Here is a 23,986-nt window from a genome sequence, read left to right on the forward strand (position 1 = left end):
CATCGGTCACAGAGCGTTCGTGATCACGCAACACCCTTCCTTCACAGTGGCTGCATGACTCGAGACATGTCTGATGTGACGCGGGCGAAGCACGGGCGGCCCGTGCACCACTGGCGGCGGGATGTCGTCGAACTCGCCGCACTCTTCACGGCCGTCGCGGTAGCGGACGCTTTGGCGAACCTGATCGGGCACGGGCCCGACGGCCCGGCGCTGCTGGTGATCTCGGCGGCCGCGCTGATCGCGACGGCGGGATTCCACACGTGGTGGGCACGGCGCCACGGCCACGCGCCGCCCGTCGGCGATACCGGTGCCCGGCCGCTCGCCGTGCTGCGAAAGGCCGGGCCGTCCGACGAACAGGCGGCGACGCCCGCTGCCGTGGAGGCGGCGAGCGTGCTGTGGCGGATGCGGACGACGGTGAAGGACGAGCCGGGGACGCTGGCTGCGCTGTGCACGGCGCTGGCCGACCGACGGGTGGACATCCTGAGCCTGCAGGCGCATCCCCTGGCCGAGGGCACGGTGGACGAGTTCCTGCTGCGTGCCCCGGCCGACCTGCCCGCGGCGGAGATCAACCGGGAGATCTCGCTGGCCGGGGGTTCGAGCACCTGGATCGAGCGGGCCGACGCACACGACTTGGTGGACGCCCCGACCCGGATCCTCGGTCTCGCCGCGCGCACCGCGCTGGATACGGCCGAACTCCCGCTGGCGCTAAGGCAGTTGCTGGGCCGGTGCACGATCCGGTCGCTGCCCGCCGCATCGGTCGGCGGGGGCCGGGGGCCGGAGGCGGTGCCGGTCGAGGGCGCACTGGAGGACACCGTGCTGCGGCTGCGGGCTCCGGAAGGCGGAGTGATCACCGTGGAGCGGCCGTATCTGCCGTTCACCCCCACCGAGTTCGCCCGGGCGCGGGCCCTGGTGGAACTGGACACGCGGCTCGGTCCGCGCATCCCGCGCAGCCAGGACGTGCTGACGCTGCCCGAGGGCAACGCGATCGCCGTGCGCCGGGCCGACACGAACGATGTGGAGGCGGCCAAGGCGATGCACGAGCGGTGCTCGGCGCGCACGCTCGGTATGCGCTACCACGGGCCGGTCGGTGACGCGGACCGCTATCTGAACCACCTCCTCAGCCCCCGTTTCGGGCGGACGCTGGCCGTGCAGACCGCGTCGGGGCGGATCGTCGGCCTCGGTCACCTGCTGTGGGACGGCGACGAGACGGAGGTCGCCCTGCTGGTCGAGGACGAGTGGCAGCGGCGCGGCATCGGCGCCGAACTGCTGTGCCGGCTGGTGGCGATGGCGGTCGAGGCGGGCTGCGAGAGCGTGTACGCGGTGACGCAGGCGTCCAACACCGGAATGGTCGCCGCGATGCGCGGCCTCGGCCTGCCGCTCGACTACCAGATCGAGGAGGGCACCCTGGTCATCACGGCCCGTCTGGACGCCACACCGGTGGCGTCCAGACTGCCGTACGACAGCATGCAGACGCAGCTCGGCGGGCCGACGGGCCGGGCCTGACACCACGACCACGCACCGACCGTCGATCGACTCGGCAACGGCCCGGCGGATTCCGCCGGGCCGTTCGCCATCCGTGCCCCGGGCTCGGCCGCTCAGCCCACGGTCAACCGGTGGTCCATCGGCGCCGCCCCCTCCGCTCCCCCACCCAGCGCGCTGTCCAGGTCCGCCCACAGATCGTCGACGTCCTCCAGCCCGACCGACAGCCGTAGCAGCCGGTCGCTCACCCCGGCGTCCCGGCGATCCGCCACGTCCACGATGCGGTGGCTGATGGAGGCCGGATGCTGGATCAGGGTGTCGACGCTGCCCAGGCTCACGGCCGGGGTGATCAGCCGGACCCGCGAGATGACCTCGTGCGGGTCACCGTGCGTCTCGAAGGCGATCATCGCGCCGCCGAGCCGGGGATAGCGGACGCGGGCGATGCGCGGGTCCTCGGCGAGCCGGCGGGCCAGTTCGGCGGCGTTCGCGGAGGCGGCGCGCACCCGCACCGGCAGCGTGGACAGGCCCCTGAGCAGCAGATAGCCCGCGAGCGGATGGAGCACACCGCCGGTGGCGAACCGTATCTGCCGCAGCTGCCGTGCGAACTCCTCGTCGCAGGCCACCACGCCCGCCAGCACGTCCCCGTGTCCGCCGAGGTACTTGGTGGCGCTGTGCAGCACCAGCCGGGCGCCGTGCTCGGCCGGACGTTGCAGTACCGGGGTCGCGAACGTGTTGTCGGCGAGCAGCGGCACCGAGCCACAGGCGTGGGCGATGGCGCGCAGGTCGAGTTCGGCGAGGGTCGGGTTGGCCGGGGACTCGACCAGCACCAGCCCGGTGTCCGGGCGCAGCGCGTCCGTGATCCCGGCCGGATCGGTCCAGGTGACCTCGGTGCCGAGCAGCCCCGCGGTCAGCAGGTGGTCGCTGCAGCCGTACAGGGGGCGTACGGCGACGACATGGCGCAGGCCCGTCGTGGAGCGGGCCAGGAGGACCGCGCTCAGCGCTGCCATGCCGCTGGCGAACGCGACCGCGGCCTCGGTGCCTTCGAGGCGGGCGAGGGCGGTCTCGAAGCGGGCCACCGTCGGGTTGCCCAGCCGGCCGTACACCGGCGGCCCGTCCGGCGCGGCGCCGGTGGCGGCGAACGCGTCGATGCGGGCGGCCTCGCCCCGGCTGTCGTAGGAGGGGTAGGTGGTGGACAGATCGATCGGTGCGGCGTGCAGTCCCTGCCGGGCGAGGTCGTCGCGGCCGGCGTGGACGGCTTCGGTGGCGAGTGCTCTCGACGCGGTGCGCGCCTCGCCGGGTGCGCGGAGGTCTCCCGCGCGGGTGTCGTGTACTCGGGTGCTGGCTGAGTCCATGGCCGAAGGGTGAACACCGAACGGGTCACAGGAATCAAACACCGTGCTACGTTCGGCCAATGGCCGAATCTGTCGTACTGGATCCGGTGGACCTCCATCTGCTGCGCCTGCTGCAGAACGACGCCCGGACCACCTATCGCGACCTCGCCGCCCAGGTGGGTGTCGCGCCGTCCACCTGTCTGGACCGGGTGACCAGGCTGCGCCGCTCCGGCATGATCCTCGGCCACCAGCTGCGGCTCGATCCGGCCCGCCTCGGCCGTGGTCTGGAGGCACTGTTGTCCGTCCAGGTCAGGCCGCACCGCCGGGAGTTGGTCGGCCCGTTCGTCGAGCGGATCCGTGCGCTGCCCGAGTCACGGACGGTGTTCCATCTCACCGGTCCCGACGACTACCTCGTGCATGTGGCCGTGGCCGACATGGCGGATCTGCAACGCCTGGTCCTCGACGAGTTCACGGCTCGGCGCGAAGTGGCCCGCGTGGAGACCCGGTTGATCTTCCAGCAGTGGGACTGCGGCCCCCTGCTGCCCCCGGCCGCGCCCACCACGGAGTCGGGGACACCCAAGTGACGTCGACCCGGTCGACGTACGAGGATGGACCGCATGTCTGAGACCAAGAGCCTGCTGCCCCGCGAGGTCGCCGACGCCTACGTCGACGAGCTCATCGCCCTCGATCCGGTCATCGGCACGTACCTCGGTGTGAAGGAGAGCGCGAGCAGACTGCCCGATTTCTCGCCCGCGGGCCAGGAGGCCACGGCGGAACTGGCCCGGGCCACGCTCGCCAGGCTCGACGCGGCCGAGCGGCAGCCCGGTGCGAACAGCGAGGTCGAGCGCCGCTGCGCCCGTCTGCTGCGGGAGCGGCTGACCGCCCAGCTCGCCGTGCACGACGCCGACGAGGACCTGCGCGCGGTCGGCAACATGCACACGCCCGCGCACGCGGTGCGCGACGTCTTCACCGTGACGCCGACGCGGACCGACGAGGACTGGGCGGCCATTGCCGAGCGGCTGCGCGCCGTCCCGGCCGCGCTGGAGGGCTACCGCGAGTCCCTGGCGCTCGGCCTGGACCGGAAGCTGTACGCCGGTCCGCGCCCGACCGCCACCCTCGTCGAACAGCTCACGGAGTGGTCGGACACCGACGGCGAGGGCCGCGGGTGGTTCGAGGACTTCGTCTCGGCCGGGCCCGAGGCGCTGCGCGCCGAACTGGACGGCGCCGCCCGGTCGGCGACCGCGGCCGTCGTGGAGCTGCGGGACTGGATGCGGGACGTGTACGCCCCGGCCGTCGAGGGCGCTCCCAACGCGGTGGGCCGGGAGCGGTACGTGCGCTGGGCCCGCTACTTCAACGGCACCGACCTGGACCTGGACGAGGCGTACGCGTACGGCTGGTCCGAGTACCACCGCCTCCTCGGCGAGATGCGGCGGGAGGCCGAGAAGATCCTGCCCGGCGCCGCGACGCCATGGGTGGCGCTCGCCCATCTCGACGAGCACGGCACGCACATCGAGGGCGTCGAAGAGGTCCGGGAGTGGCTGCAGGACCTGATGGACCGGGTGATCCAGGAGCTGGACGGCACGCACTTCGAACTCGCCGAGCGGGTGCGGAAGGTGGAGGCCATGATCGCCCCGCCTGGCAGTGCGGCGGCCCCCTACTACACGGCCCCGTCGGAGGACTTCTCCCGCCCCGGCCGCACCTGGCTGCCGACGATGGGCCAGACCCGGTTCCCGGTGTACGACCTGGTGTCGACCTGGTACCACGAGGGCGTGCCGGGCCACCACCTCCAGCTCGCGCAGTGGGCGCACGTCGCCGAGAACCTCTCGCGCTACCAGGCCACCATCGGCGGGGTCAGCGCGAACGCGGAGGGCTGGGCGCTGTACGCCGAGCGGCTGATGGACGAACTCGGCTACCTCACGGACCCGGAACACCGGCTGGGATATCTCGACGCGCAGATGATGCGGGCGGCCCGGGTGATCGTCGACATCGGTATGCACCTGGAACTGGAGATCCCGGCGGACTCGCTGTTCCACCCGGGTGAACGCTGGACGCCGGACCTGGCCCAGGAGTTCTTCGCCGCGCACAGCAGCCGGCCGGCGGACTTCGTGGAGAGCGAGCTGACCCGGTATCTGACCATTCCGGGCCAGGCGATCGGCTACAAGCTCGGCGAGCGCGCCTGGCTGATGGGCCGTGCCAACGCCCGCGAGCGGCACGGCGACGCGTTCGACCTCAAGGCCTGGCACATGGCGGCGCTGTCCCAGGGTTCGCTGGGATTGGACGACCTGGTCGACGAACTGTCGGCGCTCTGAGACGGGACCGGTGCCGCGCGCGGGACGAGGTGCGCGGCACCGGCCGGTTCAGTCCGTGAGGCGTCGCAGCTGGACGAGGCCGAGCCAGGTCTCCGGCCTCGGCCTGGCGTAGGCGGCGCGCACCGCGTACCGGCCCGGTTCCAGCGGGACGCGCAGATGCTCGGCGCGGTCGGCCTCGTCGCCGGGCCAGGCGGAGTCGAACAGGACGACCGGGCCGGGCACGTTCCAGCGCACCTCGTTCTCCCACACGGCCGCGTCGAGGGCGGCGGGCACTTCGGCCAGGAGTTCGTCCTCGGAGTTCGCGGCACTCCACCGCACGAAGGTGCCGTGGTCGGGAAGGTAGGCGGTGGAGGCCGGTTCGTCGCCGAGGACCAGGGCCACGCTGTCGCCGACAGGGAGCAGTCCGACGTACCCGTCGACCTCGCACGCCCGGTCGTAGTCCGTGGCCATGTCCTCGCCGTCCGCCCCCGCCCAGAAGGAGAGCACCGTCTCGGGGACCACCACCAGCGGGCCACCGCCCGACTCCACCCAGTCCACCGCGCCTGGATCCGCGTATCGCGCCATGGGGCAGAACCTACACGGGCGGCGACCGTGCCGGATTCACGGTTCCCCGACCCGTCCGGTACGCCCCCGAGTGCCCGGATCAACAGCCGCAGTCTCCCCCCACCGGCACGGTCAGGGGGTCGGCCGGCCGGCTCTCGCGGCCCTGCCAGGTCTCGTAGGCGAAGCCCTCGCGCACCCAGTACTCGAAGCCGCCGAGCATCTCCTTGACCTGGTAGCCGAGTTCGGCCAGGGCCAGTGCGGCGCGGGTGGCGCCGTTGCAGCCGGGGCCCCAGCAGTACGCCACCACGGGCACGGACCTGTCGAGGAGCCGCTCGGCCTGCTCGGGGATGAGGTCGGTCGGCAGATGGACCGCGCCGGGGACATGTCCCTGGTCCCAGGACTCGGTGGAACGGCAGTCGAGGACGACGAAGCCCGGGTCGCCGCCGGCCGCGTGCGCGGCGGCCACGTCTGAGACGTCGGTGTGGAAGGCCAGGCTCGCCCGGAAGTGGGCGGCGGCCTCGGCGGGGGCGGTCGGGGCGATCCGCAGGACGGGGTTGACGGGGACGGTCGTGGTGTTGGTCATGACCAGAAAACTACGGCCGGTGGTCGCCTTCCTGAAGGGACCTTCCACGGCGCGGCCCTTGAACGGCCGTGGATTCCCTGTTATCCCTCGCTCATGACCGCGTATTCCCCGGACGCCACCGACTGGCGCATCCTCGACGTCCTCCAGCGCGAGGGCCGCGCCAGTTTCGCCGAACTCGCGCGCGCCGTCTCGATGTCGGCGAGCGCGGTCACCGAGCGGGTACGCCGTCTGGAGGAGGCCGGCGTGATCCAGGGGTACGCGGCGGTCGTGGACCCGGAGCGGCTGGGGCTGCCGATCCTGGCGTTCGTGCGGCTGCGCTATCCGAACGCCAACTACAAGCCGTTCCACGACCTGGTGGCCGCGATGCCGGAGATCCTGGAGGCCCACCATGTGACGGGCGACGACTGCTTCGTCATCAAGGTCGCCGCGCGGTCGATGCGGCACCTGGAGGAGATCTCGGGCCGGATCAGCACACTCGGATCGGTGACGACGAGCGTGGTGTACTCCTCCCCGCTGCCCAGGCGCCCGCTGGGCCACTAGGCGCTCCGCTGGAAGCGCGTTGACGAACCCGCGGGCCGGTGAGGACCGGTCGCTGCGGCCTCCGCAGGCTCAGAGCACCACGGCTGCCCCGTTGTTGCTCTTGTCCTCACCTCGGCCCTATACGCGCCGCTTGCCCACTCTCACTCCCATGGTCCGCGCGATGGCCCGGGCGGCCGGGGTCGAGCGCAAGCGGGGCATCGCCGATCGGCTCGCGGGGCGCGACGGTCGTGTCGAGCGGGTCGAGGTCTTCCTCGGCGAGCAGCGTCTCGTGCTCAACCTCGCGGGTGGGCATCCCAAGGCCGAGGTGTGCACGGAGGTCCGCGGCGTGGTGCTCTCGCGGCGCCCGGTGGCCCTCGACGAGTGGGTGCGGGAACTCGCGAGCGCGGTCGCGGCCCGTGCACAGTCCGACGCGCGGGCACGGGTTGCACTGGAGCGGCTGGTTCTCGGGGAGTAAGGATGTCGTCTCCCCGGCCCCGCGTGCGGCCGGGGACCGGCTGCTCGGCGTGGACGCACCCGGGCATACGGAAGCGGCCACGCAGGCCCGTGCACGGCGCACCCGGGGCGGTGGTCAACCGAACCTTCGCTGCTCGCTACCTGCAACGGCGGACACGCCCGCAGACGCGACCGGGTAGCAAATCCGTCCTCATCGGCCGCAACGTACCTGCGTCCGCGCGGTTTTCGTCCGCCTCGCCCCGCCTCAGCCGACACCCCGCTGACGAACGGCCGACCCCGATCTGCCCTTCACCACCTCGAGTTGGGCGTGGATCCGGCGGCGCAGGTCGGCGACGTGGCTGACGATGCCGACGCTGCGGTCGCGTTCGCGCAGGGAGTCGAGGACGTCGAGGACCTCGTCGAGGGTCTGGTCGTCGAGGCTGCCGAAGCCCTCGTCGATGAAGAGGGTGTCGAGGCGGACCCCGCCGGCCTCGTCCGTGACGACGTCCGCGAGGCCCAGGGCGAGGGCGAGAGAGGCGAAGAACGTCTCGCCGCCCGACAGCGTCGCCGTGTCCCGTTCGCGGCCGGTCCAGGCGTCGACGACGTGCAGTCCGAGTCCGCTGCGCCCGCGTCCGGTGCGGTCGTCGGAGTGGACGAGGGTGTAGCGCCCGGCGGACATGCGCCGCAGGCGTACGGTCGCGGCGGCGGCGACCTGTTCCAGACGGGCCGCGAGGACGTACGACTCCAGGCGCATCTTGCGCTCGTTGTCCGCCGAGGTGCCCGCGGTGAGGCCGGCCAGGCGGGCCACGCGGTCGTACTCCTCGCGCAGGGGCGCCAGCCGTCGTACGCCATCGGCCGCGCGCGCGGAGAGCCGGTCCAGTTCGCCGCAGCAGCGGGCGGCCCAGTCGCGCGTGGAGGCGGCGTCGCGCAGCCGCTGGGCGGCCTCGGCGGCGTCGCGTTCCGCCGCGTCGAGGTCGGCGGGCGGCTGCTGCGCGGCCGCGGCGGTGTCGGCCTCGGCGAGGACCCCGCGTACGGCGGCCTCCTCCGACTGCCAGGCGTCCAGGCGCCGTTGGAGTTCGCGGTGGGCACTGCCGTCGAGGAGGGCGGCGGCCGCGGCCTGCGGGGTGTCGAACCCTGCGCGGTAGGCGGCGTCGGCGAGGCGCGCGTCGGCGTCCTTGAGCCGCTGGGCGGTGTCCTCGGCGATGCGCGCGGTGTCGGCGGCGTCGGTGAGGAGGGCGACCTGTCCTTCCAGCTGCGCGGCCCGTACGGCCACGCTGGTGGCGCTGCCCCGGGCCTGCGCCAACTCCTCCTCCAGCGCGGTCCGTTCGTGTTCCAGGCTCTCGCGCCGGGTCAGGCGTGCGGCGGCGCGCACGGCGGCCTGCTGCCGGTCGGCGAGGCGCCGCTCGCGCTCGTGCTCGGCGCGGCGCAGCTCCTCATGGGCGGCGTGCAGCCCGGAGGCGTCACGGCGGGCCTGCGTGTACCGCTGCTCCAACTCGTCGGCCTCGGCGGCGAGTCGGTCCGTCGGGGTGTCGCCCGCCTCGGCGGTGGCGGCGGCCAGGGCCTCCCGGACGACGCCGAGCCGCCGCTCGCCCTCGGCGCGCTGTTCGTCGGCGCGCTGGTGGGCGGCGAGGGCCCGCTCCTCGGCCTCGCGGTCGACGTGCCCGGCGATCCTGCGGGCGGGGGCGGGGTGTTCTGTGGCGCCGCAGACGGCGCAGGGTGCGCCGTCGGTGAGGTTCGCGGCGAGTTCGGCCGCGATGCCGTTAAGGCGCTGTTCCTTGAGGTCGAGCCAGTGGGTACGGGCCGTAAGGGCGCGCTCCTCCAAGTCGAGTGCCCGCTTCTTGGCCGCCTCCGTGTCCGAGGCCAACTGGTCGCGCAGCCGGGCCGCTTCGAGCCGTCGGCGCGCGGGGTCCCGCTGTACGGCGAGCTGCTCGGCCCGGGTGGCTGCCTCCTGCGCCGACTCGATGCGGGATTGCAGCCCCGCGCGCGTGGCGTCCCAGTCGGCGAGCCAGCCCTCGGCCTCGCGCAGGGCGTCCTCGTCGGCGCGCTCCTGCCGGTCCAGGCCGGCGTGTTCATCGACAAGTTCGGTGAGCCGTCGCTCGGCGCGGCGGGCGGACTCCAGGCCGCCCAGCTCCTCCGCGGCCCGGCGGGCGGCGGCCGCGAGCCCGGCGGGACCGGCATCCGCGAAGCTGTCCGGCAGCAGCCCCCGCGCGCGTGCCTCGGCGGCACCCGCCGCGCGGTGCTCGCCCTCGGCGGCCTCGCGGAGCTCCAGCGCCGGCGCGACCGCTTCCGCCTTGCGGGCCCGCTCCATCCGCGTCTGCGCCTCCTGATGGGCGCCGGCCCGCTCCTGTAGCCGTACGGCCCGCTCCCGGGCCTGGGTGAACCGCTGTTGCAGCCGCGCCAGTTCACGTACGTCGGCCAGGGTGCCGTAGGCGGCGGCCTGGGCGGACTCGGCGGCGGTGAGGCGGCAGTGGGCGAGGGTGAGGCGTTCGCGGGCGGTGCTGCGGGCGACGGCGGCGGCTGCGAGGACGGCCTCGGCCAGGCCCGGCTCACCCGGGGCCAGTTCCGGCAGCTCCATCACGTCGCCCGCCTCCTGCTGCATGCGGTGGGCGTCGGCCAGCAGGGCGGCATCCCCCTCGCGCACCCGGGCTTCGGTCGTGCGCCGGCGTTCGGCGAGGCGCTTCTCGACGTCGGCGAAGCGCTGGGTGTCGAAGAGGCGGCCCAGGAGTCTGCCGCGGGCCTCCGCGTCGGCCCGCAGGAAGCGCGCGAAGTCGCCCTGGGGCAGCAGCACGACCTGGCAGAACTGCTCCCGGCTCATGCCGAGCAGCTGGGTGATCTCCTCGCCGATCTCCTGGTGCGAGCGGCTGAGGTCCTTCCAGGCGCCGGCCGCCGTGTCGTACTCCCGCAGCCAGGTCTGGGCCTTGTCCAGCGTCGTACCGGAGCCGCGCTTCTTGGGCCGCTCCCACGGGGGCTGCCGGGTCAGCTCCAACCGGCGTCCGGCGACGGTCAGTTCGAGGCGAACCTCGGTGCGGGTGTCCGCGTCGGCGTGGTCGCTGCGCAGGGAGAGACCCTGGCCGCTCTGCCGGGCGCCCGGCACCGCGCCGTACAGCGCGTAGCACACGGCGTCGAGGACCGAGGTCTTGCCGGCGCCCGTGGGTCCGTGCAGCAGGAACAGCCCGGCGGCGGACAGCTCGTCGAAGTCGACGCTCTGCGAGCCGCCGAAGGGCCCGAAGGCGGTGAGGTCAAGGCGGTGCAGCCTCAACGGGCCACCTCCCGCACCGCGTCGCCGGCGCGCGCGGTGTCGAACGCCTCTCGCAGCACGGCCAGTTCACGCTCGTCGGGTCCGGCGCCGCGCACGTGGGCCACGAAGTCCTGTGCGATCTGCTGGTCGCTGCGGCCGGCGAGCCGCCGGGCGTACGTCTCGTCGGGGTCGTCCGGGGCCCGTTCGGGGGCGAAGACGAGGCTGAGCGCGTGCGGGAAGCGCTCGGTGAGGCGGGCCATGGGGTCGGCGGGGCGGATCTGGTCGGTGAGGGTCGCCTCGACCCAGGCGTCCTCGTGGCGGGCCAGCTCCGGGTCGGCGAGGAGGTCCTCCAGCGTGCCCCGGATCCGGGCCAGTGGGTGGGGCACCGGGCAGTCGACGCGCTCGGCGGTGACGGAGCCGTCGGCGGCCAGGTCGACGAGCCACATGCTCTTGCGGTGGTCGGCCTCGGAGAAGGAGTACGGCAGCGGGGAGCCGGAGTAGCGCACGCGCGCGGTGATGGTCTGGCTGCCGTGCAGATGCCCCAGCGCCACGTAGTCGACGCCGTCGAAGACGCCGGCCGGGACCGCGGCCACCCCGCCGACGGTGATGTCGCGCTCGCTGTCGCTGGCCTCGCCGCCGGTGACGAAGGCGTGGGCGAGGACGACGGAGCGGGTGCCGGGCGCGCGGGCGGCGAGGTCGGCGCGGACGCGGTCCATGGCGGCGGCGAGCACGCTCTCGTGGCCGGCCTTCTCGACCTCGAACTCGTCCTTCACCAGGGCGGGTTCGAGATACGGCAGGCCGTAGAAGGCGACATCCCCGTGGGCGTCGGCCAGCACGACCGGGGTGCCGGACGCGGACGGCTCCGTGCGCAGGTGGATACCGGCGCGGTCGATGAGGCCCGCGCCGACGCCGAGACGGCGGGCGGAGTCGTGGTTGCCGGAGATCATCACCGTGGGCACGCCCAGCTCCGCGAGCCGGTGCAGGGCGTCGTCGAACAGCTCGACCGCGGCCAGCGGAGGCACCGCGCGGTCGTACACGTCTCCCGACACGACCACCGCGTCCACTTCGCGCTCACGCGCGGTCGTGACGAGGTGACCGATGAACTCGGCCTGGGCACCGAGCATGTTCACCCGGTGGAACGCCCGGCCGAGATGCCAGTCGGAAGTGTGCAGGAGTCTCATGATCCCCGAGACTAACGCCCGGGTCTGACATCACGGGCGGTTACTCCCGTATCGGCCCGGCATGGACCGTACGGCAGTTGACCGTTATGCCCGTATCGCCCCGATCGTCAGGCGTCTCCGTAGGCCTCCCCGCCCAGTTCGAAGGAGGCCGTCCCGGCGGTGACGTCGGCCAGCCAGGCGCGGAAGGCGTCCACGTCGGCGTCCGGCAGGCCGATCTCGATCGTGACCGCCTCGCCGTACCGGACGTCCCTGACCTCGCGGCCGGTCGCGCGCAGGTCGTTCTGCACCTTGCCCGCGCGCAGGTGGTCGACGGTCACCGTGGCCAGCCGGAAGCGGCGGCGGGTGAGCGTGCCGAGCGCGTCCAGGGCCTCGCCGACCGCCCCGCCGTATGCCCTGATGAGTCCGCCCGCGCCGAGCTTGACCCCGCCGAAGTAGCGGGTGACGACCGCGACGACGTACCGCATGTCGCGACGCAGCAGCATCTGGAGCATCGGAACACCTGCCGTGCCGCCCGGTTCGCCGTCGTCGCTCGCCTTCTGTACGGCCGCGTCGGCGCCGATGACGTACGCCCAGCAGTTGTGCGTGGCGTCGGCGTGCTCCTTGCGGATCGCGGCGATGAAGTCCTGGGCCTCCTGCTCGGTGGCCGCCGGGGCGAGCGTGCACAGGAAGCGGGAGCGGTTGACCTCGGTCTCGTGCACGCCCGCGTGGGCGACGGTGCGGTACTCGTCCTGCATCCGGCCAGCCTATGCGGACTACTGGGGTCGCCCGGCGCCGAGGTGCGGGTCACGATGTGGGGAACGCGCACCGGCCGTCGTCCGAAGGACCGTCGTGACTCGAGAAGGCAGGACCGCATGACCGGCATCGCGGCGGGGCGCAAGACCTCGCCGTCCCGCTGGCGCGCGTGGCTGCTCGAGGGCCTGAGCGAGCAGACGGCCCGCCATCCGGGCCCGCACGGCGTGCCCCCACCCGAGCAGAAGGGCCAACGGTGGTGGCGGGTGATGTGCCTGACCGGTGTGGACTACTTCTCCACGCTGGGGTACCAGCCGGGCATCGCGGCTCTCGCGGCCGGTCTGCTCTCGCCGCTGGCCACGCTCGTGCTGATCGCTCTCACCCTGCTGGGGGCGCTGCCGGTGTACCGCCGGGTGGCGCACGAGAGTCCGCACGGCGAGGGCTCGATCGCCATGCTGGAGCGGCTGCTGTCCTGGTGGTCGGGGAAGATCCTCGTCCTGGTGCTGCTGGGTTTCGCGGCGACCGACTTCATGATCACCATCACGCTGTCGGCCGCGGACGCCGCCGCGCACGTCGTGGAGAACCCGTTCGCCCCGCACTGGACCCAGGGCGAGAACACATGGATCACGCTGCTGCTCGTGGGGCTGCTGGGCGGGGTCTTCCTGAAGGGCTTCCGTGAGGCCATCGGCATCGCCGTGGTGCTGGTGGCGACCTATCTCACGCTCAACCTCGTGGTGCTGGGCGCCTGCGCCTGGGAGGTGTTCTCCCGTCCGGTGCGTGTCGAGGACTGGACGAACGCGCTGAGCGCGGAGCATGCCTCGCCCCTGGCGATGGTCGGCGTGGCACTGCTGGTGTTCCCGAAGCTGGCGCTCGGCATGTCCGGATTCGAGACGGGCGTGGCCGTGATGCCCCAGGTCAAAGGCGATCCGACGGACACCTACGAGAAGCCGGCGGGCCGTATCCGGGACACTCGCAAGCTGCTCACCACGGCCGCGCTGATCATGAGCTGCTTCCTGCTGCTGTCCAGCCTGGCGACGACGATCCTCATCCCGCAGGAGGACTTCAAGAGCGGCGGCCCGGCGAACGGGCGGGCGCTGGCCTATCTGGCGCACGAATACCTGGGGCAGGTCTTCGGCACGCTGTACGACCTGTCGACGATCGCGATCCTGTGGTTCGCCGGCGCCTCCGCGCTCGCCGGTCTGCTGAACCTCGTGCCGCGCTACCTCCCCCGCTACGGCATGGCCCCCGAGTGGACCCGGGCGGTGCGGCCACTGGTCCTCGTCTTCCTGGTGACCGCCGTGCTGATCACCCTGTGGTTCCACGCGAGCGTGGACGCGCAGAGCGGGGCGTACGCGACCGGTGTGCTGGTGCTGATGCTGTCGGGGTCGTTCGCCTCCACGGTCGCCGTGCACCGGCGGCGCCGACGGCGGGCCACGGCCGGGTTCGGGGCGATCACCGCCGTGTTCGCGTACACGCTGGTCACGAATGTCGTGGAGCGGCCCGACGGCATCAAGATCGCGTCGATCTTCATCGTGTCCATCCTTGTCACGTCCCTGAGCTCGCGGGTGCACCGGGCCTTCGAGCTGCGCGTCGCCGAGGTCGTCCTGGACGACAGCGCGCAGCGGGTCGTCGACGAGGCCGCCCGTGCGGGTCCGCTGCGGCTGATCGCCAACCCGCCGCAGGAGCGCAGCACGCGCGCGTACCGGGCGAGGGAGAGCGAGCAGCGACGCCACACCTATATCCCGGGGCACGGCGGGCCGGTGCTGTTCCTGGAGGTGTTCGTGCGGGACTCCTCGGACTTCACGGCCGACGTCACCGTGCACGGCGACAAGGCGCACGGGGTGCGGCGGCTGCGGGCGGCGGGGCCGACCGTGCCCAACACCATCGCGGCGGTGCTGCTGGCGCTGCGCGACCGCACCGGCGAGGTGCCGCACGCGTACTTCAACTGGACGGAGGGCAACCCCGTCAGCCACCTGGTCAAGTTCCTGGTGTTCGGCGTGGGCGAGGTGGCGCCGGTCACTCAGGAGGTACTGCGGCGGGCGGAGCCGGACCGGGAGCGGCGGCCGTGGGTGCACGTGGGGTGAGCGTGCGACCAGGGGCTAGTACTTCTTGCCGCGTGGCACGGTGACCGAGGTGAGCAGCGCGGTGCCCGGGGCCAGGGCCGCCCAGCCTGTGCCGTGCCAGGCGAGGACGGCGATCGCGGACGTGGGGAACTTGGTGCGCACCTCGTCGAGCGCGTCGTCCAGCGCGTCCCCGGCGAGGTCCAGCACCAGTTCCTCCAGGCCGGGGTTGTGCCCGATCAGGAGCAGCGTCTCCACCTGGGGCGGCACCTCGTGCACGACGTCGAGGAGTTCGTCGGCGTCGGCCCCGTACAGCCGCCGGTCGTGCCGTACCGGAGGCGGTGTGCCCCACTGGGCGGAGGCCAGGTCCCAGGTCTGGCGGGCGCGTACGGCAGTGGAGCACAGGGCGAGGTCGGGCAGGCAATCGGACTCGGCGAGGACGCGGCCCGCGGCGGGGGCGTCACGCAGGCCACGCGGTGCGAGCGGGCGCTGGTGGTCGGCGACGCCGTCCGGCCAGGCCGACTTGGCGTGCCGCAGGACGATCAGGCGGCGCAGCGGGCCCGTTCCCGCGCGGGCGATCACTCGGGGCTCCCCAGGTCACGGACCAGGTCGAGGCCGAGCAGCCGGTCGGCGTAGGCGTACGTCTCGAAACGGGCGCCGTCGGGCAGGTCGGCGGCGGTCTCCACCCACGTCAGGACACGCAGTACCTCGGGCACGTCCAGATTGTCCTCCCACGCGGCACGCAACCGCCCGCGCACCTCGTCGGGGACCGCCCGCGACGGCTGCCGCGCCCAGCCGGCGACGGCCCGCCGCCACCGCGCGAGCGTCCGGCGGGCCTCGTCGAGGGTGGCTTCGTCCAGCCGCACCGGCGAGCCACGGTCGGTGGAGAGCAGGGCCAGGCGCAGCACGGCGGGGTCACTGCGCGGACCGTCGTCGTCCCCGGCCTCGTCCCGTACGCCGCCGATGTCGTCCCCGGCCACCCCGGTCTCGTCCCACACGCCCGCGACCTGGAGGACGACCCCGCTCCAGGGCAGCTGACCGCCCTCCTCCAGCACGTGCACGATCTGCGCCTCGCCGAGCCCGGCGGCGAGATCATGGCCGTCCTCGAAGGGGCGGATGCCCAGGGTCGCGGCGGCCGCACGCAGCTCGGCCTCCCCGCGTCCGCCCGCGAGCATGGACCAGACGGGGGTGCCGCCGAGTTCCAGGGCGCGGACGAGGAGGTCGGCCGTCAGGAGCACGCGTACGGAGGCAGCGGTGAAGGACGGCGCGTGCGCCTCCACTCGGGTCAGGCCCCGGCGGGCGGGAGCGGCCTGGACGGAGTCACCGGTTCGGGTGTCGACGATACGCAGCACAGCGTGAGCGTAGGCGGGCGAAGGGCCGTACGCAGGCACTTGGCAGCGAATGCGCACGCCGTGGCGCTCTCCGGCGCGCTGGAGCCCCCACCGCCGCCCCGGGGCTGAGCGCCGTCGGCCGGGGAATCAGCCTCCGTCGGGCGCTGTTGGGGGGAGGACGATCCCCGACGCCCGAGGAGGCCGACCGTGTACGGCGACGAAGCGACGATCCGGAAGATCCTGACCGAGACCGGTGACACCTGGGCCGTGGTCGGCCTGTCCTCGAACCGGGGGCGCGCGGCCTACCGGGTGGCCGAAGTGCTGCAGCGGTTCGGGAAGCGGATCGTGCCGGTACACCCCAAGGCGGAGACGGTCCACGGCGAGCGCGGCTACGCGTCCCTCGCGGACATCCCCTTCGAGGTGGACGTCGTCGACGTGTTCGTGAACAGCGACCTCGCCGGACAGGTCGCCGACGAGGCGGTCGCCAAGGGCGCGAAGGCCGTGTGGTTCCAGCTCGATGTGATCGACGAGGCCGCGTACGAACGGACCCGGGAAGCCGGTCTCGACATGGTCATGGACCGCTGCCCGGCGATCGAAATCCCCGCTCTGCGCTAGCTGTCTGAGCTTCTTCTCAAATTCGACAAGTGAATACACACATTCGTTACACGCCGATGACCTGGGCAAAGATCGCGTAAACAGCACCCCTAGCTGTCAGTCAAATCTCGGGGAACGGTCTTTTGTGAGCACGGAGCGCGTCCCTAGCCTGTGGCCTCCTCCCCCGTTAAAACCGTGTTCATCTTCTGAGAGGCCACTTGACATGGCGAAACTCGACCATGCCGTCCGGGACGCCACGAGCGCACCGGGCGCCTTGCGGCGCGACGTCGGGCTGATCGGCCTGACGTGGGCCTCGGTGGGTTCCATCATCGGCTCCGGCTGGCTGTACGGCGCCGAGAAGGCGGTCGTGGTGGCCGGTCCCGCGGCGATCATCTCGTGGATGATCGGCGCGGTCGCGATCGTGCTGCTTGCGCTGGTGCACGCCGAGTTGGGCGGCATGTTCCCGGTCACGGGCGGTACGGCTCGTTATCCGCATTACGCCTTCGGCGGCCTTGCCGGCATGTCCTTCGGCTGGTTCTCCTGGCTGCAGGCGGCGACTGTGGCCCCGATCGAGGTCGAGGCGATGATCGGCTACGCCGGTCACTGGCACTGGGCCCAGGGCCTCCAGCACGCGGACGGCACGCTCACGACCGGCGGTTTCGTCGCCGCCGTGGTGTTGATGGCCCTGTTCGTCGGCGTCAACTTCTTCGGCGTCCGCGCCCTGGCGCACACCAACAGCGCGGCCACCTGGTGGAAGATCGCCGTCCCGCTGGCCGCGATCTTCATCATCGCCGTCGGCAACTTCCACCCGGGGAACTTCACTTCGGAGGGCTTCGCGCCGTTCGGCGCCAAGGGTGTCCTCGGCGCCATCAGCTCCAGTGGCATCATCTTCGCGCTGCTGGGCTTCGAGCAGGCGATCCAGCTGGCCGGCGAGAGCCGCGACCCCAAGCGGGACCTGCCGCGGGCCACCCTCGGTTCGGTCGCGATCGGCGCCGTGATCTACGTCCTCCTCCAGGTCGTGTTCATCGCCGCCCTGCCGCACACCGCCTTCGCGCACGGCTGGGCCAAGCTCGACTTCCCCGGCATCAGCGGCCCCTGGGCGGGTCTGGCGACCGTGGTGGGCCTGGGCTGGCTGAGCGTCGTGCTCTACCTCGACGCGGTAATCTCCCCCGGCGGCACCGGCCTCATCTACACGACCGCCACCTCCCGCGTCTCCTACGGCCTGGCCAAGAACGGCTACGCGCCGAAGCTGTTCGCGAAGACCGACGCGCGGGGCGTGCCCTGGTTCGGCCTCATCATGTCCTTCGTGACCGGCGTGATCTGCTTCCTGCCGTTCCCGAGCTGGCAGGAGCTGGTCGGGTTCATCACCTCGGCGAGCGTCCTGATGTATGCGGGCGCGCCGCTGGCGTACGGCGTCTTCACGGACCGGCTGCCGCACCACGAGCGTCCGTACCGGCTGCCCGGCGGCAAGGTGATCTCCCCGCTGTCGTTCGTAGTGGCCAACCTCATCATCTACTGGGCCGGCTGGGACACCCTGTGGCGGCTCGGTCTCGCGATCGTGTTCGGCTATCTCCTGCTCGGCGGCTACGCCTGGTACGCCACGGCGAAGCGCCTGCCCGACGCGCCGCGGCTGGACTTCCGCGCCGCGCAGTGGCTGCCCGGGTATCTGCTGGGCCTGGGCGTGATCTCCTGGCAGGGCGGCTTCGGCGGCCAGGGCCATATCGCGCTGTGGTGGGACATCGCGGTGGTCACCGTCTTCTCCCTCGCGATCTACTACTGGGCCAAGGCTTCTGCGTCCCGGCCCGAGGAGATCGAGCGCAGCATCGAGGAGGTCGTGGTCACCGAAGCCCCGGCGCACTGACCCCGGCCCGCGACGGTGTCCCGTCGGCCACGGCTGCCCGCCGCGGCTGACGGGACACCGTCATAATGCTCGCGTGACGCTCCCCTCCCCCCACCCCAACTCCCCTTCCGCGCACCGCAGTCCGGTCGTCGTCGTGGGCGCCGGGCCCGCCGGGCTCACCATCGGCAACGTCCTGCGGGCGGCCGACGTCGACTGCGTGGTCCTGGAGACCGAGAGCAGACAGTTCATCGAGACACGGCCGCGCGCCGGCGTCATCGAGGAGTGGGCCGTACGCGGCCTTCAACAGCGCGGCCTGGCGGGTAACCTGCTTGCGCGGGCGCAGGTGCACACCGAGTGCGAGTTCCGCTTCGGCGGCGAGCGCTACCGGTTCGCCTACAGCGATCTGACGGACCATCATCACTATGTCTATCCGCAGCCGTTGCTGGTGACCGACCTGGTCCGCGAGTACGCCGACGTCCGCGGCGGAGACATCCGCTTCGGCGTCCGGGACGTACGGCTGCACGACCTCGACTCGGACCGGCCTTCGGCGTCGTACCTCTGCCCGGAGACGGGCCAACGGCAGGTGATCCACTGCGACTTCGTCGCCGGGTGCGACGGCGCGCGCGGCATGACGCGGGACGCCCTTCCCGCGCAGCAGGCTCGGATCGCCCGGCACGACTACGGCATCGGCTGGCTGGCGCTGCTCGCCGAGGCGCCGCCGTCCGCCGACTGCGTGGTCTTCGGCATCCATCCGCGCGGGTTCGCCGGGCACATGGCCCGCAGTCCCGAGGTCACCCGCTACTACCTCCAGTGCCCGCCGGGCGACGACCCGGAGAACTGGACGCACGACCGCGTCTGGACCGAACTGCGCGCACGGCTCGGAGCGAGCGGCGCCCCGCCGCTGACCGAGGGACGGCTGATCGAGAAGCGCGTCCTCGACATGCACGACTACGTGGTCGAACCCCTGGTCTCCGGGCGCCTGTTCCTCGCGGGCGACGCGGCCCACCTCGTCGCGCCCATCGCTGCCAAGGGCATGAACCTGGCCCTGTACGACGCCTTCCTCCTCGGAGATGCTCTCGTCGCCCACCTCACGAAGGGCGACGGCGCCGGCCTGGACGGCTATGCCCGGGCGTGTCTGCGGCGGGTGTGGGACTACCAGGAGTTCTCGCAGTGGCTGTCGGACATCTATCACGGCCCCGCGTCGGACGATCCGTTCGTCACGGGCACCACGCTGGCCCGGCTGCGCCGTCTGTTCACCTCACCGGCGGCGGCGCGGTCCTTCGCGGAGCAGTACCTGGGCGCGGCGGACGCGTACTGACGCGCAGGACGGTCACTTCTCCGTCTCGCTCAGGCGGTGGTCGGCCACCTTCAGTGCCTCGTCCACGAGGCGGCGCAGATGGCCGTGGCGCAGCGAGTAGACCACCCGGCGGCCCTCCTTGCGTGTGTTCACGAGCCCGGCGAGGCGCAGCCGGGCCAGGTGCTGGCTGACGGCGGGCCGGGCCGCGCCGCAGACCTCGGTGAGCGTCGTGACGTCCGCCTCCCCCTCTGCGAGGGCGTGCAGGAGGGTGAGGCGGGTGCGGTCGCCGAGCAGGGCGAGGAGCTCGGCGGCCAGCGCGAACTGTTCCTCGCCGGGGGTGCGCGGGTGCGCATGATGTGCAGGTGACAGGTGCATGCGTGCGCTCATACGCACATAATGGCTCCATGGGCGTCGCGCGTCCACCACCGCACCGGAAGGGGACCCTCGTGAGCGACCGGCATCACCACCACCGTGACCACGGGCACGACCACGGCCATTCCTCCTCGTCCGGTCTCCGGCACCGCCTACGGCACCTGCTCACCCCGCACTCCCACGAGAGCGCCGACAAGCTCGACCCGGCCCTGGAGGCCTCGGCTCGCGGTATGCGGGCGCTGTGGGTCTCACTGGCCGTGCTCGGCGTGACCGCGCTGGCGCAGGCGGTCGTGGTGGTCGTGTCCGGGTCGGTGGCGCTGCTCGGTGACACGGTGCACAACGCCGCGGACGCGCTGACCGCCGTACCGCTGGGCATCGCCTTCCTGCTCGGCCGACGCGCGGCGACCCGCCGCTTCACCTACGGCTACGGCCGTGCCGAGGACCTCGCGGGCATCGCGATCGTGCTGACCATCGCCGCGTCGGCGGCCTTCGCGGCGTGGGCGGCCGTGAACCGGCTGCTCGACCCCCGACCGGTGTCGCACGTTGCGGCCGTGGCGGTCGCAGCTCTCGTCGGCTTCGTGGGCAACGAGTGGGTGGCGCGCTACCGGATCAGGGTCGGCCGGGAGATCGGTTCGGCCGCGCTCGTCGCCGACGGGCTGCATGCACGCACGGACGGTTTCACGTCGCTGGCCGTGCTGCTCGGCGCGGGCGGTTCCGCGCTGGGGCTGCAACTCGCCGACCCGCTCGTGGGATTGGCGATCACGGCCGCGATCATGCTGGTCCTGCGGGACGCGGCGCGCGAGGTGTTCCGGCGGGTCATGGACGCTGTGGACCCGGCGCTGGTGGACCGGGCCGAGCGGGCGGTGGGGGCGGTGCCGGGGGTGCGCGGGGTGGGTGAGCTGCGGCTGCGCTGGATCGGGCACCGGCTGCGGGCGGAAGTGGCGCTGGTGGTGGACGGCGAGGCGACGGTACGGCAGGCACACGCGATCGCCGTCGAGGCCGAGCACGCACTGCTGCACGCCGTACCCCGACTCACCGCGGCCCTGGTGCACGCCGACCCGGCGCCGGTGCCGGGCGAGGCGGACCCGCATCTGGCACTGGCGCACCACTCGACGGCCTGAGCAGGCCGGCGCCGCGTCAGGCGACCCCCAGTCCCTCCAGCACCACCGCTCCCGGCAGTTCCGCGAACGCCTTGCCCGGTACCAGGAGTTTGCCGCGGCGGCGGCCGCTGCCGACCAGGACGTAGGGCAGGTCGACCACGGCCGAGTCCACCAACAGGGGCCAGCCGTCGGGCAGTCCGACCGGGGTGATGCCGCCGTACTCCATGCCGGTCTCGCCGGTCGCCGTGTCCATCGAGGCGAACGATGCCTTGCGGGCGCCGAGTTGGCGGCGTACAACGCCGTTGACGTCGACGCGGGTGGTGGACAGTACGACGCACGCCGCGAGTGTGGACTCGCCGCCCCGTCTGCCCGCCACGACCACACAGTTCGCGGACTGTTCGAGCAGGTCCCGGCCGTAGTGTTCGACGAACACGGCGGTGTCGGCCCACTCGGGGTCGGTGTCGACGTAGACGATCTGGTCGGCGGGGACGCTGCCACGCCAGGCGCGTACGGCGTAGGCGACCGGGCGGATCAGCTCGTCGAGGCAGTCGGGGGCGGGGACGGCGGTGTCGAAGTCTCCGATCGGTGCACGCATGACCGCACGCTAACAGCCTCGGGAGCAGCGCTCAGCGGACGGGCGGGACCGAGACGGCCATGACCATCTCCATCGGTACGTCGCCGGTGTTGCCGTACGTGTGCGGGGCGTCGGCCTCGAAGGAGACACTCGTTCCGGCCGGAACCCGGTACTCCACCGTGTCCACGGTGAGCGTCAGCTCGCCCGCGACGACGTGCAGCAGCTCGACCGTTTCGGCGGGGTGCGGGTCCGAGGCGCTGCTCTCGCCCGGCATCAGCCGCCACTCCCACATCTCCAGCGGACCGGGGGCCTCGGTGCCGGCGAGGAGGACGTTGTAGCTGCCGGCGTCCGTGTGCCACAGACGTACGGCCTGATCGGCGGGGATGATGCGAACCTTCGGGCCCTGCTCGTAGTCGAGGAGGGTGGTGATGCTGATGCCGAGCGCGTCGCCGATCTTGACGACCGTGCCGATGCTCGGATTCGTCCGGGCCTGCTCGATCTGGATCAGCATGCCCCGGCTGACACCGGCCCGGGCGGCGAGCACGTCCAGGGTGAAGCCGCGCACCGAGCGCCAGTGCTTGACGTTGCGCGCCAGGGACTGGGTCAGCAGGTCGAGGTCCGACACGTTCCGTCCACGATTCTCGTCGAATATTTTGAATGATATAGTTCAATCGAATGAACTACGGTGGGGTGTACCCGACCGTTCATCAAACTGTACTGCGAGGCAGCCCGTGACAGCATTCTTCGCCCTGGCCACCAGCCTCCTGTGGGGTCTGGCCGACTTCGGCGGCGGGCTGCTGACACGGCGTACCCCGGCCCTGACGGTAGTGATCGTGTCGCAGGCGATCGCGGCGGCCGTCCTCGGCGCGGTCGTCGTGGCGACGGGCGGCTGGAGCGAGGCCGGGCCCCGGCTGTGGTTCGCGTTCGCGGCGGGCCTGGCGGGACCGGTCGCCCTGCTCTCGTTCTACAAGGCGCTGGCCCTGGGCCCGATGGGGGTGGTCTCCCCGCTGGCCACACTGAGCGTCGCCGTCCCCATCGGTGTGGGTCTGTTCCTCGGCGAGCGGCCGGGGCTGCTCCAGGTGGTGGGCATCGCCGTCGCGGTGACCGGTGTCGTCCTCGCGGGCGGGCCGCAGCTCAGGGGAGCTCCCGTGCAGCGGCGGACGATCCTGCTCACGCTCGTCGCCGCGCTCGGCTTCGGCACCGTGTTCGCGCTCATCACCGAGGCGTCGACCACGGTCACCGGCCTGTTCCTCGCGCTGTTCGTGCAGCGCGTGACCAGTGTCGCCGTGAGCGGGGCCGTGCTGCTGGTGACGGTACGACGGACCTCGGCAGCCCTGCCGGACAGCGGCTTCCCATGGACATCGCTCCCGGCGCTCGCCTTCGTCGGACTCGCGGACGTCGCCGCCAACGGCACCTATGCGGTGGCCGCCCAGCACGGTCCTGTCACCGTCGCCGCCGTGCTCGCCTCCCTCTACCCGGTGGTGACGGCCCTGGCGGCACGCGGTTTCCTCAGCGAGCGGCTGCGCGCCGTCCAGGCGGCGGGCGCGGCACTGGCCCTGGTGGGCACGCTGCTGCTGGCGACGGGGTGAGTGCCGGGCCTCAGCTCTCCGCGTCGAGTTCGGCGAGTCGCGCCACGGCCTCCTCGTCCAGCTCGGCCAGTGCCAGCAACTGCTCCGGGCTGACCCCGTCCGGAATCGGCACCGGCTGGGGCGTGCGCAGCGGTGGCTGCCAGCCGTCGTCGGGGGTCCAGCGTCGTACGACCCGTGCGGGCGCTCCCGCGACCACGGCGTGGTCGGGCACAGTCCCGCGGACCACGGCGCCGGCGGCCACGACCACGTTCCGGCCGATCCGTGCGCCCGGCAGGATCACTGCGCCGGTGCCGATCCAGCACCCGGGGCCGATCTCCACCGGCTCCATCCGCGGCCACTGCCTGCCGATGGGCTCATGCGGGTCGTCGTACGAGTGATTGGTGGACGTGACGTAGACGTACGGCCCGAAGTAGCAGTCGCGGCCGATGGTGACCGTCGTGTCCGCGATGATGTGGCTGCCGCGGCCGAGGACGACTCCGTCGCCGATGCGCAGGATCGGGTCGGGCCCGAGGTCGAGGTCGGGCATCAGGCCCGCGGTGAGCGTGACCTGCTCGCCGATGATGCAGTACGAGCCGAGGTGGATCCACGGTTCGCCGAAGACCGTGCCGAGCGGGAAGGCGAGTCTCGTCGCTGTCCCCATCGCGCCGAAGCGGAACCTCGCGGGGTGCTCGGCCGTGACGGAGCCGGTGCGCTGCGCCCAGGCCCACGCCTTGTGGACGGCACGCTGGGCCAGTCGGCTCCGCCAGGATGAGAACGCGTTCTTGCGCTTCGGCACGCGCTCACGTTACTCAGCAGTCGCCTGCGGCGAGAGGGCAGGCCGCTGTGATCTTTGCCCCACCCGGTGTCGTACGGTGCGTCGTACTA

At 72.4% G+C, this 23,986-nt stretch carries 23 protein-coding genes; 11 read left to right on the forward strand and 12 right to left on the reverse strand.

The window, feature by feature from the left end; all coding sequences use genetic code 11:
• Positions 1-66 precede the first annotated feature (66 nt).
• The gene (locus ACFYXB_RS10420) at positions 67-1,503 is read left to right on the forward strand and encodes a GNAT family N-acetyltransferase (RefSeq protein WP_389579986.1); all 1,437 of its coding nucleotides are present in this window, start codon (positions 67-69) and stop codon (positions 1,501-1,503) included.
• A 92-nt stretch (positions 1,504-1,595) separates the two neighbouring features.
• On the opposite strand, the gene ACFYXB_RS10425 is transcribed toward ACFYXB_RS10420, so the two are convergent.
• Positions 1,596-2,831 carry a PLP-dependent transferase gene (locus ACFYXB_RS10425; RefSeq protein WP_351357684.1) on the reverse strand — a complete coding sequence of 412 codons (1,236 nt, stop codon included), beginning with the start codon at positions 2,829-2,831 and terminating at the stop codon, positions 1,596-1,598.
• Between the two features lie 59 nt (positions 2,832-2,890).
• Between ACFYXB_RS10425 and ACFYXB_RS10430 the strand changes: the two genes are divergently transcribed.
• Together ACFYXB_RS10430 and ACFYXB_RS10435 are read left to right on the forward strand one after the other, a co-directional pair.
• Complete coding sequence (locus ACFYXB_RS10430) at positions 2,891-3,394, forward strand: Lrp/AsnC family transcriptional regulator (protein ID WP_389579990.1); 504 nt, start codon at positions 2,891-2,893, stop codon at positions 3,392-3,394.
• A gap of 33 nt (positions 3,395-3,427) precedes the next feature.
• On the forward strand, positions 3,428-5,119 hold the full coding sequence (locus ACFYXB_RS10435) for a DUF885 domain-containing protein (protein WP_389579993.1): 1,692 nt from the start codon (positions 3,428-3,430) through the stop codon (positions 5,117-5,119).
• A 48-nt stretch (positions 5,120-5,167) separates the two neighbouring features.
• Here ACFYXB_RS10435 and ACFYXB_RS10440 read toward each other — a convergent pair whose 3' ends face one another.
• Both ACFYXB_RS10440 and ACFYXB_RS10445 read right to left on the reverse strand, forming a co-directional pair.
• A complete protein-coding gene (locus ACFYXB_RS10440) occupies positions 5,168-5,683 on the reverse strand; it encodes an immunity 21 family protein (RefSeq protein ID WP_389579995.1) in 516 nt (171 codons plus the stop codon).
• Between the two features lie 79 nt (positions 5,684-5,762).
• On the reverse strand, positions 5,763-6,245 hold the full coding sequence (locus ACFYXB_RS10445; protein WP_389579998.1) for a rhodanese-like domain-containing protein: 483 nt from the start codon (positions 6,243-6,245) through the stop codon (positions 5,763-5,765).
• A gap of 93 nt (positions 6,246-6,338) precedes the next feature.
• Between ACFYXB_RS10445 and ACFYXB_RS10450 the strand changes: the two genes are divergently transcribed.
• Both ACFYXB_RS10450 and ACFYXB_RS10455 read left to right on the forward strand, forming a co-directional pair.
• Entirely contained in the window at positions 6,339-6,785 is a 447-nt protein-coding gene (locus ACFYXB_RS10450; RefSeq protein ID WP_351357671.1) for an Lrp/AsnC family transcriptional regulator, read from the forward strand.
• A 148-nt stretch (positions 6,786-6,933) separates the two neighbouring features.
• Positions 6,934-7,239, forward strand: coding sequence for a hypothetical protein (locus ACFYXB_RS10455; protein ID WP_389580000.1), 306 nt, complete (start codon positions 6,934-6,936; stop codon positions 7,237-7,239).
• 243 nt (positions 7,240-7,482) lie between these two features.
• Here the strand turns inward: ACFYXB_RS10455 and ACFYXB_RS10460 are convergent, their stop codons facing one another.
• The 3 genes from ACFYXB_RS10460 to ACFYXB_RS10470 all read right to left on the reverse strand — a co-directional run bounded on the left by ACFYXB_RS10460 (position 7,483) and on the right by ACFYXB_RS10470 (position 12,370).
• On the reverse strand, positions 7,483-10,476 hold the full coding sequence (locus ACFYXB_RS10460) for an AAA family ATPase (RefSeq protein WP_389580003.1): 2,994 nt from the start codon (positions 10,474-10,476) through the stop codon (positions 7,483-7,485).
• A complete protein-coding gene (locus ACFYXB_RS10465) occupies positions 10,473-11,636 on the reverse strand; it encodes an exonuclease SbcCD subunit D (protein WP_389580005.1) in 1,164 nt (387 codons plus the stop codon). Before ACFYXB_RS10465 ends, ACFYXB_RS10460 begins: the two co-directional genes overlap by 4 nt.
• 107 nt (positions 11,637-11,743) lie before the next feature.
• Entirely contained in the window at positions 11,744-12,370 is a 627-nt protein-coding gene (locus ACFYXB_RS10470; RefSeq protein WP_351357660.1) for a YigZ family protein, read from the reverse strand.
• A 117-nt stretch (positions 12,371-12,487) separates the two neighbouring features.
• Here ACFYXB_RS10470 and ACFYXB_RS10475 point away from each other — a divergent pair, with 117 nt between their 5' ends.
• Complete coding sequence (locus tag ACFYXB_RS10475) at positions 12,488-14,449, forward strand: amino acid transporter (protein ID WP_389580009.1); 1,962 nt, start codon at positions 12,488-12,490, stop codon at positions 14,447-14,449.
• Between the two features lie 15 nt (positions 14,450-14,464).
• On the opposite strand, the gene ACFYXB_RS10480 is transcribed toward ACFYXB_RS10475, so the two are convergent.
• Both ACFYXB_RS10480 and ACFYXB_RS10485 read right to left on the reverse strand, forming a co-directional pair.
• Positions 14,465-15,007 (reverse strand): histidine phosphatase family protein, encoded by a 543-nt coding sequence (locus tag ACFYXB_RS10480; RefSeq protein WP_351357656.1) that lies wholly within the window; start codon positions 15,005-15,007, stop codon positions 14,465-14,467.
• The gene (locus ACFYXB_RS10485) at positions 15,004-15,777 is read right to left on the reverse strand and encodes a hypothetical protein (protein ID WP_389580011.1); all 774 of its coding nucleotides are present in this window, start codon (positions 15,775-15,777) and stop codon (positions 15,004-15,006) included. Before ACFYXB_RS10485 ends, ACFYXB_RS10480 begins: the two co-directional genes overlap by 4 nt.
• Before the next feature lie 186 nt (positions 15,778-15,963).
• Here ACFYXB_RS10485 and ACFYXB_RS10490 point away from each other — a divergent pair, with 186 nt between their 5' ends.
• From ACFYXB_RS10490 to ACFYXB_RS10500, 3 genes are all read left to right on the forward strand, one after another.
• Positions 15,964-16,371 carry a CoA-binding protein gene (locus ACFYXB_RS10490; RefSeq protein WP_389580013.1) on the forward strand — a complete coding sequence of 136 codons (408 nt, stop codon included), beginning with the start codon at positions 15,964-15,966 and terminating at the stop codon, positions 16,369-16,371.
• A 202-nt stretch (positions 16,372-16,573) separates the two neighbouring features.
• Entirely contained in the window at positions 16,574-18,211 is a 1,638-nt protein-coding gene (locus ACFYXB_RS10495) for an APC family permease (protein WP_389580016.1), read from the forward strand.
• Positions 18,212-18,284: 73 nt separating this feature from the next.
• A complete protein-coding gene (locus ACFYXB_RS10500) occupies positions 18,285-19,508 on the forward strand; it encodes a 4-hydroxybenzoate 3-monooxygenase (RefSeq protein ID WP_389580019.1) in 1,224 nt (407 codons plus the stop codon).
• A 12-nt stretch (positions 19,509-19,520) separates the two neighbouring features.
• Here the strand turns inward: ACFYXB_RS10500 and ACFYXB_RS10505 are convergent, their stop codons facing one another.
• Entirely contained in the window at positions 19,521-19,874 is a 354-nt protein-coding gene (locus ACFYXB_RS10505; RefSeq protein ID WP_389580022.1) for an ArsR/SmtB family transcription factor, read from the reverse strand.
• 59 nt (positions 19,875-19,933) lie between these two features.
• On the opposite strand from ACFYXB_RS10505, the gene ACFYXB_RS10510 reads away from it, so the two are divergent.
• A complete protein-coding gene (locus ACFYXB_RS10510) occupies positions 19,934-20,980 on the forward strand; it encodes a cation diffusion facilitator family transporter (protein WP_389580025.1) in 1,047 nt (348 codons plus the stop codon).
• Between the two features lie 16 nt (positions 20,981-20,996).
• Here the strand turns inward: ACFYXB_RS10510 and ACFYXB_RS10515 are convergent, their stop codons facing one another.
• Entirely contained in the window at positions 20,997-21,554 is a 558-nt protein-coding gene (locus ACFYXB_RS10515; RefSeq protein ID WP_389580028.1) for a YbaK/EbsC family protein, read from the reverse strand.
• A 31-nt stretch (positions 21,555-21,585) separates the two neighbouring features.
• Positions 21,586-22,158 carry an XRE family transcriptional regulator gene (locus ACFYXB_RS10520; protein ID WP_351347474.1) on the reverse strand — a complete coding sequence of 191 codons (573 nt, stop codon included), beginning with the start codon at positions 22,156-22,158 and terminating at the stop codon, positions 21,586-21,588.
• Between the two features lie 106 nt (positions 22,159-22,264).
• On the opposite strand from ACFYXB_RS10520, the gene ACFYXB_RS10525 reads away from it, so the two are divergent.
• Positions 22,265-23,122, forward strand: a complete 858-nt coding sequence (locus ACFYXB_RS10525) for an EamA family transporter (RefSeq protein ID WP_389580031.1) — start codon at positions 22,265-22,267, stop codon at positions 23,120-23,122.
• A 10-nt stretch (positions 23,123-23,132) separates the two neighbouring features.
• Here the strand turns inward: ACFYXB_RS10525 and ACFYXB_RS10530 are convergent, their stop codons facing one another.
• Positions 23,133-23,897 carry an acyltransferase gene (locus tag ACFYXB_RS10530; protein WP_351347470.1) on the reverse strand — a complete coding sequence of 255 codons (765 nt, stop codon included), beginning with the start codon at positions 23,895-23,897 and terminating at the stop codon, positions 23,133-23,135.
• Between the last annotated feature and the right edge of the window lie 89 nt (positions 23,898-23,986).

It is taken from the genome of Streptomyces sp. NPDC002619 (genome assembly GCF_042889305.1).
Lineage (GTDB): Bacteria > Actinomycetota > Actinomycetes > Streptomycetales > Streptomycetaceae > Streptomyces.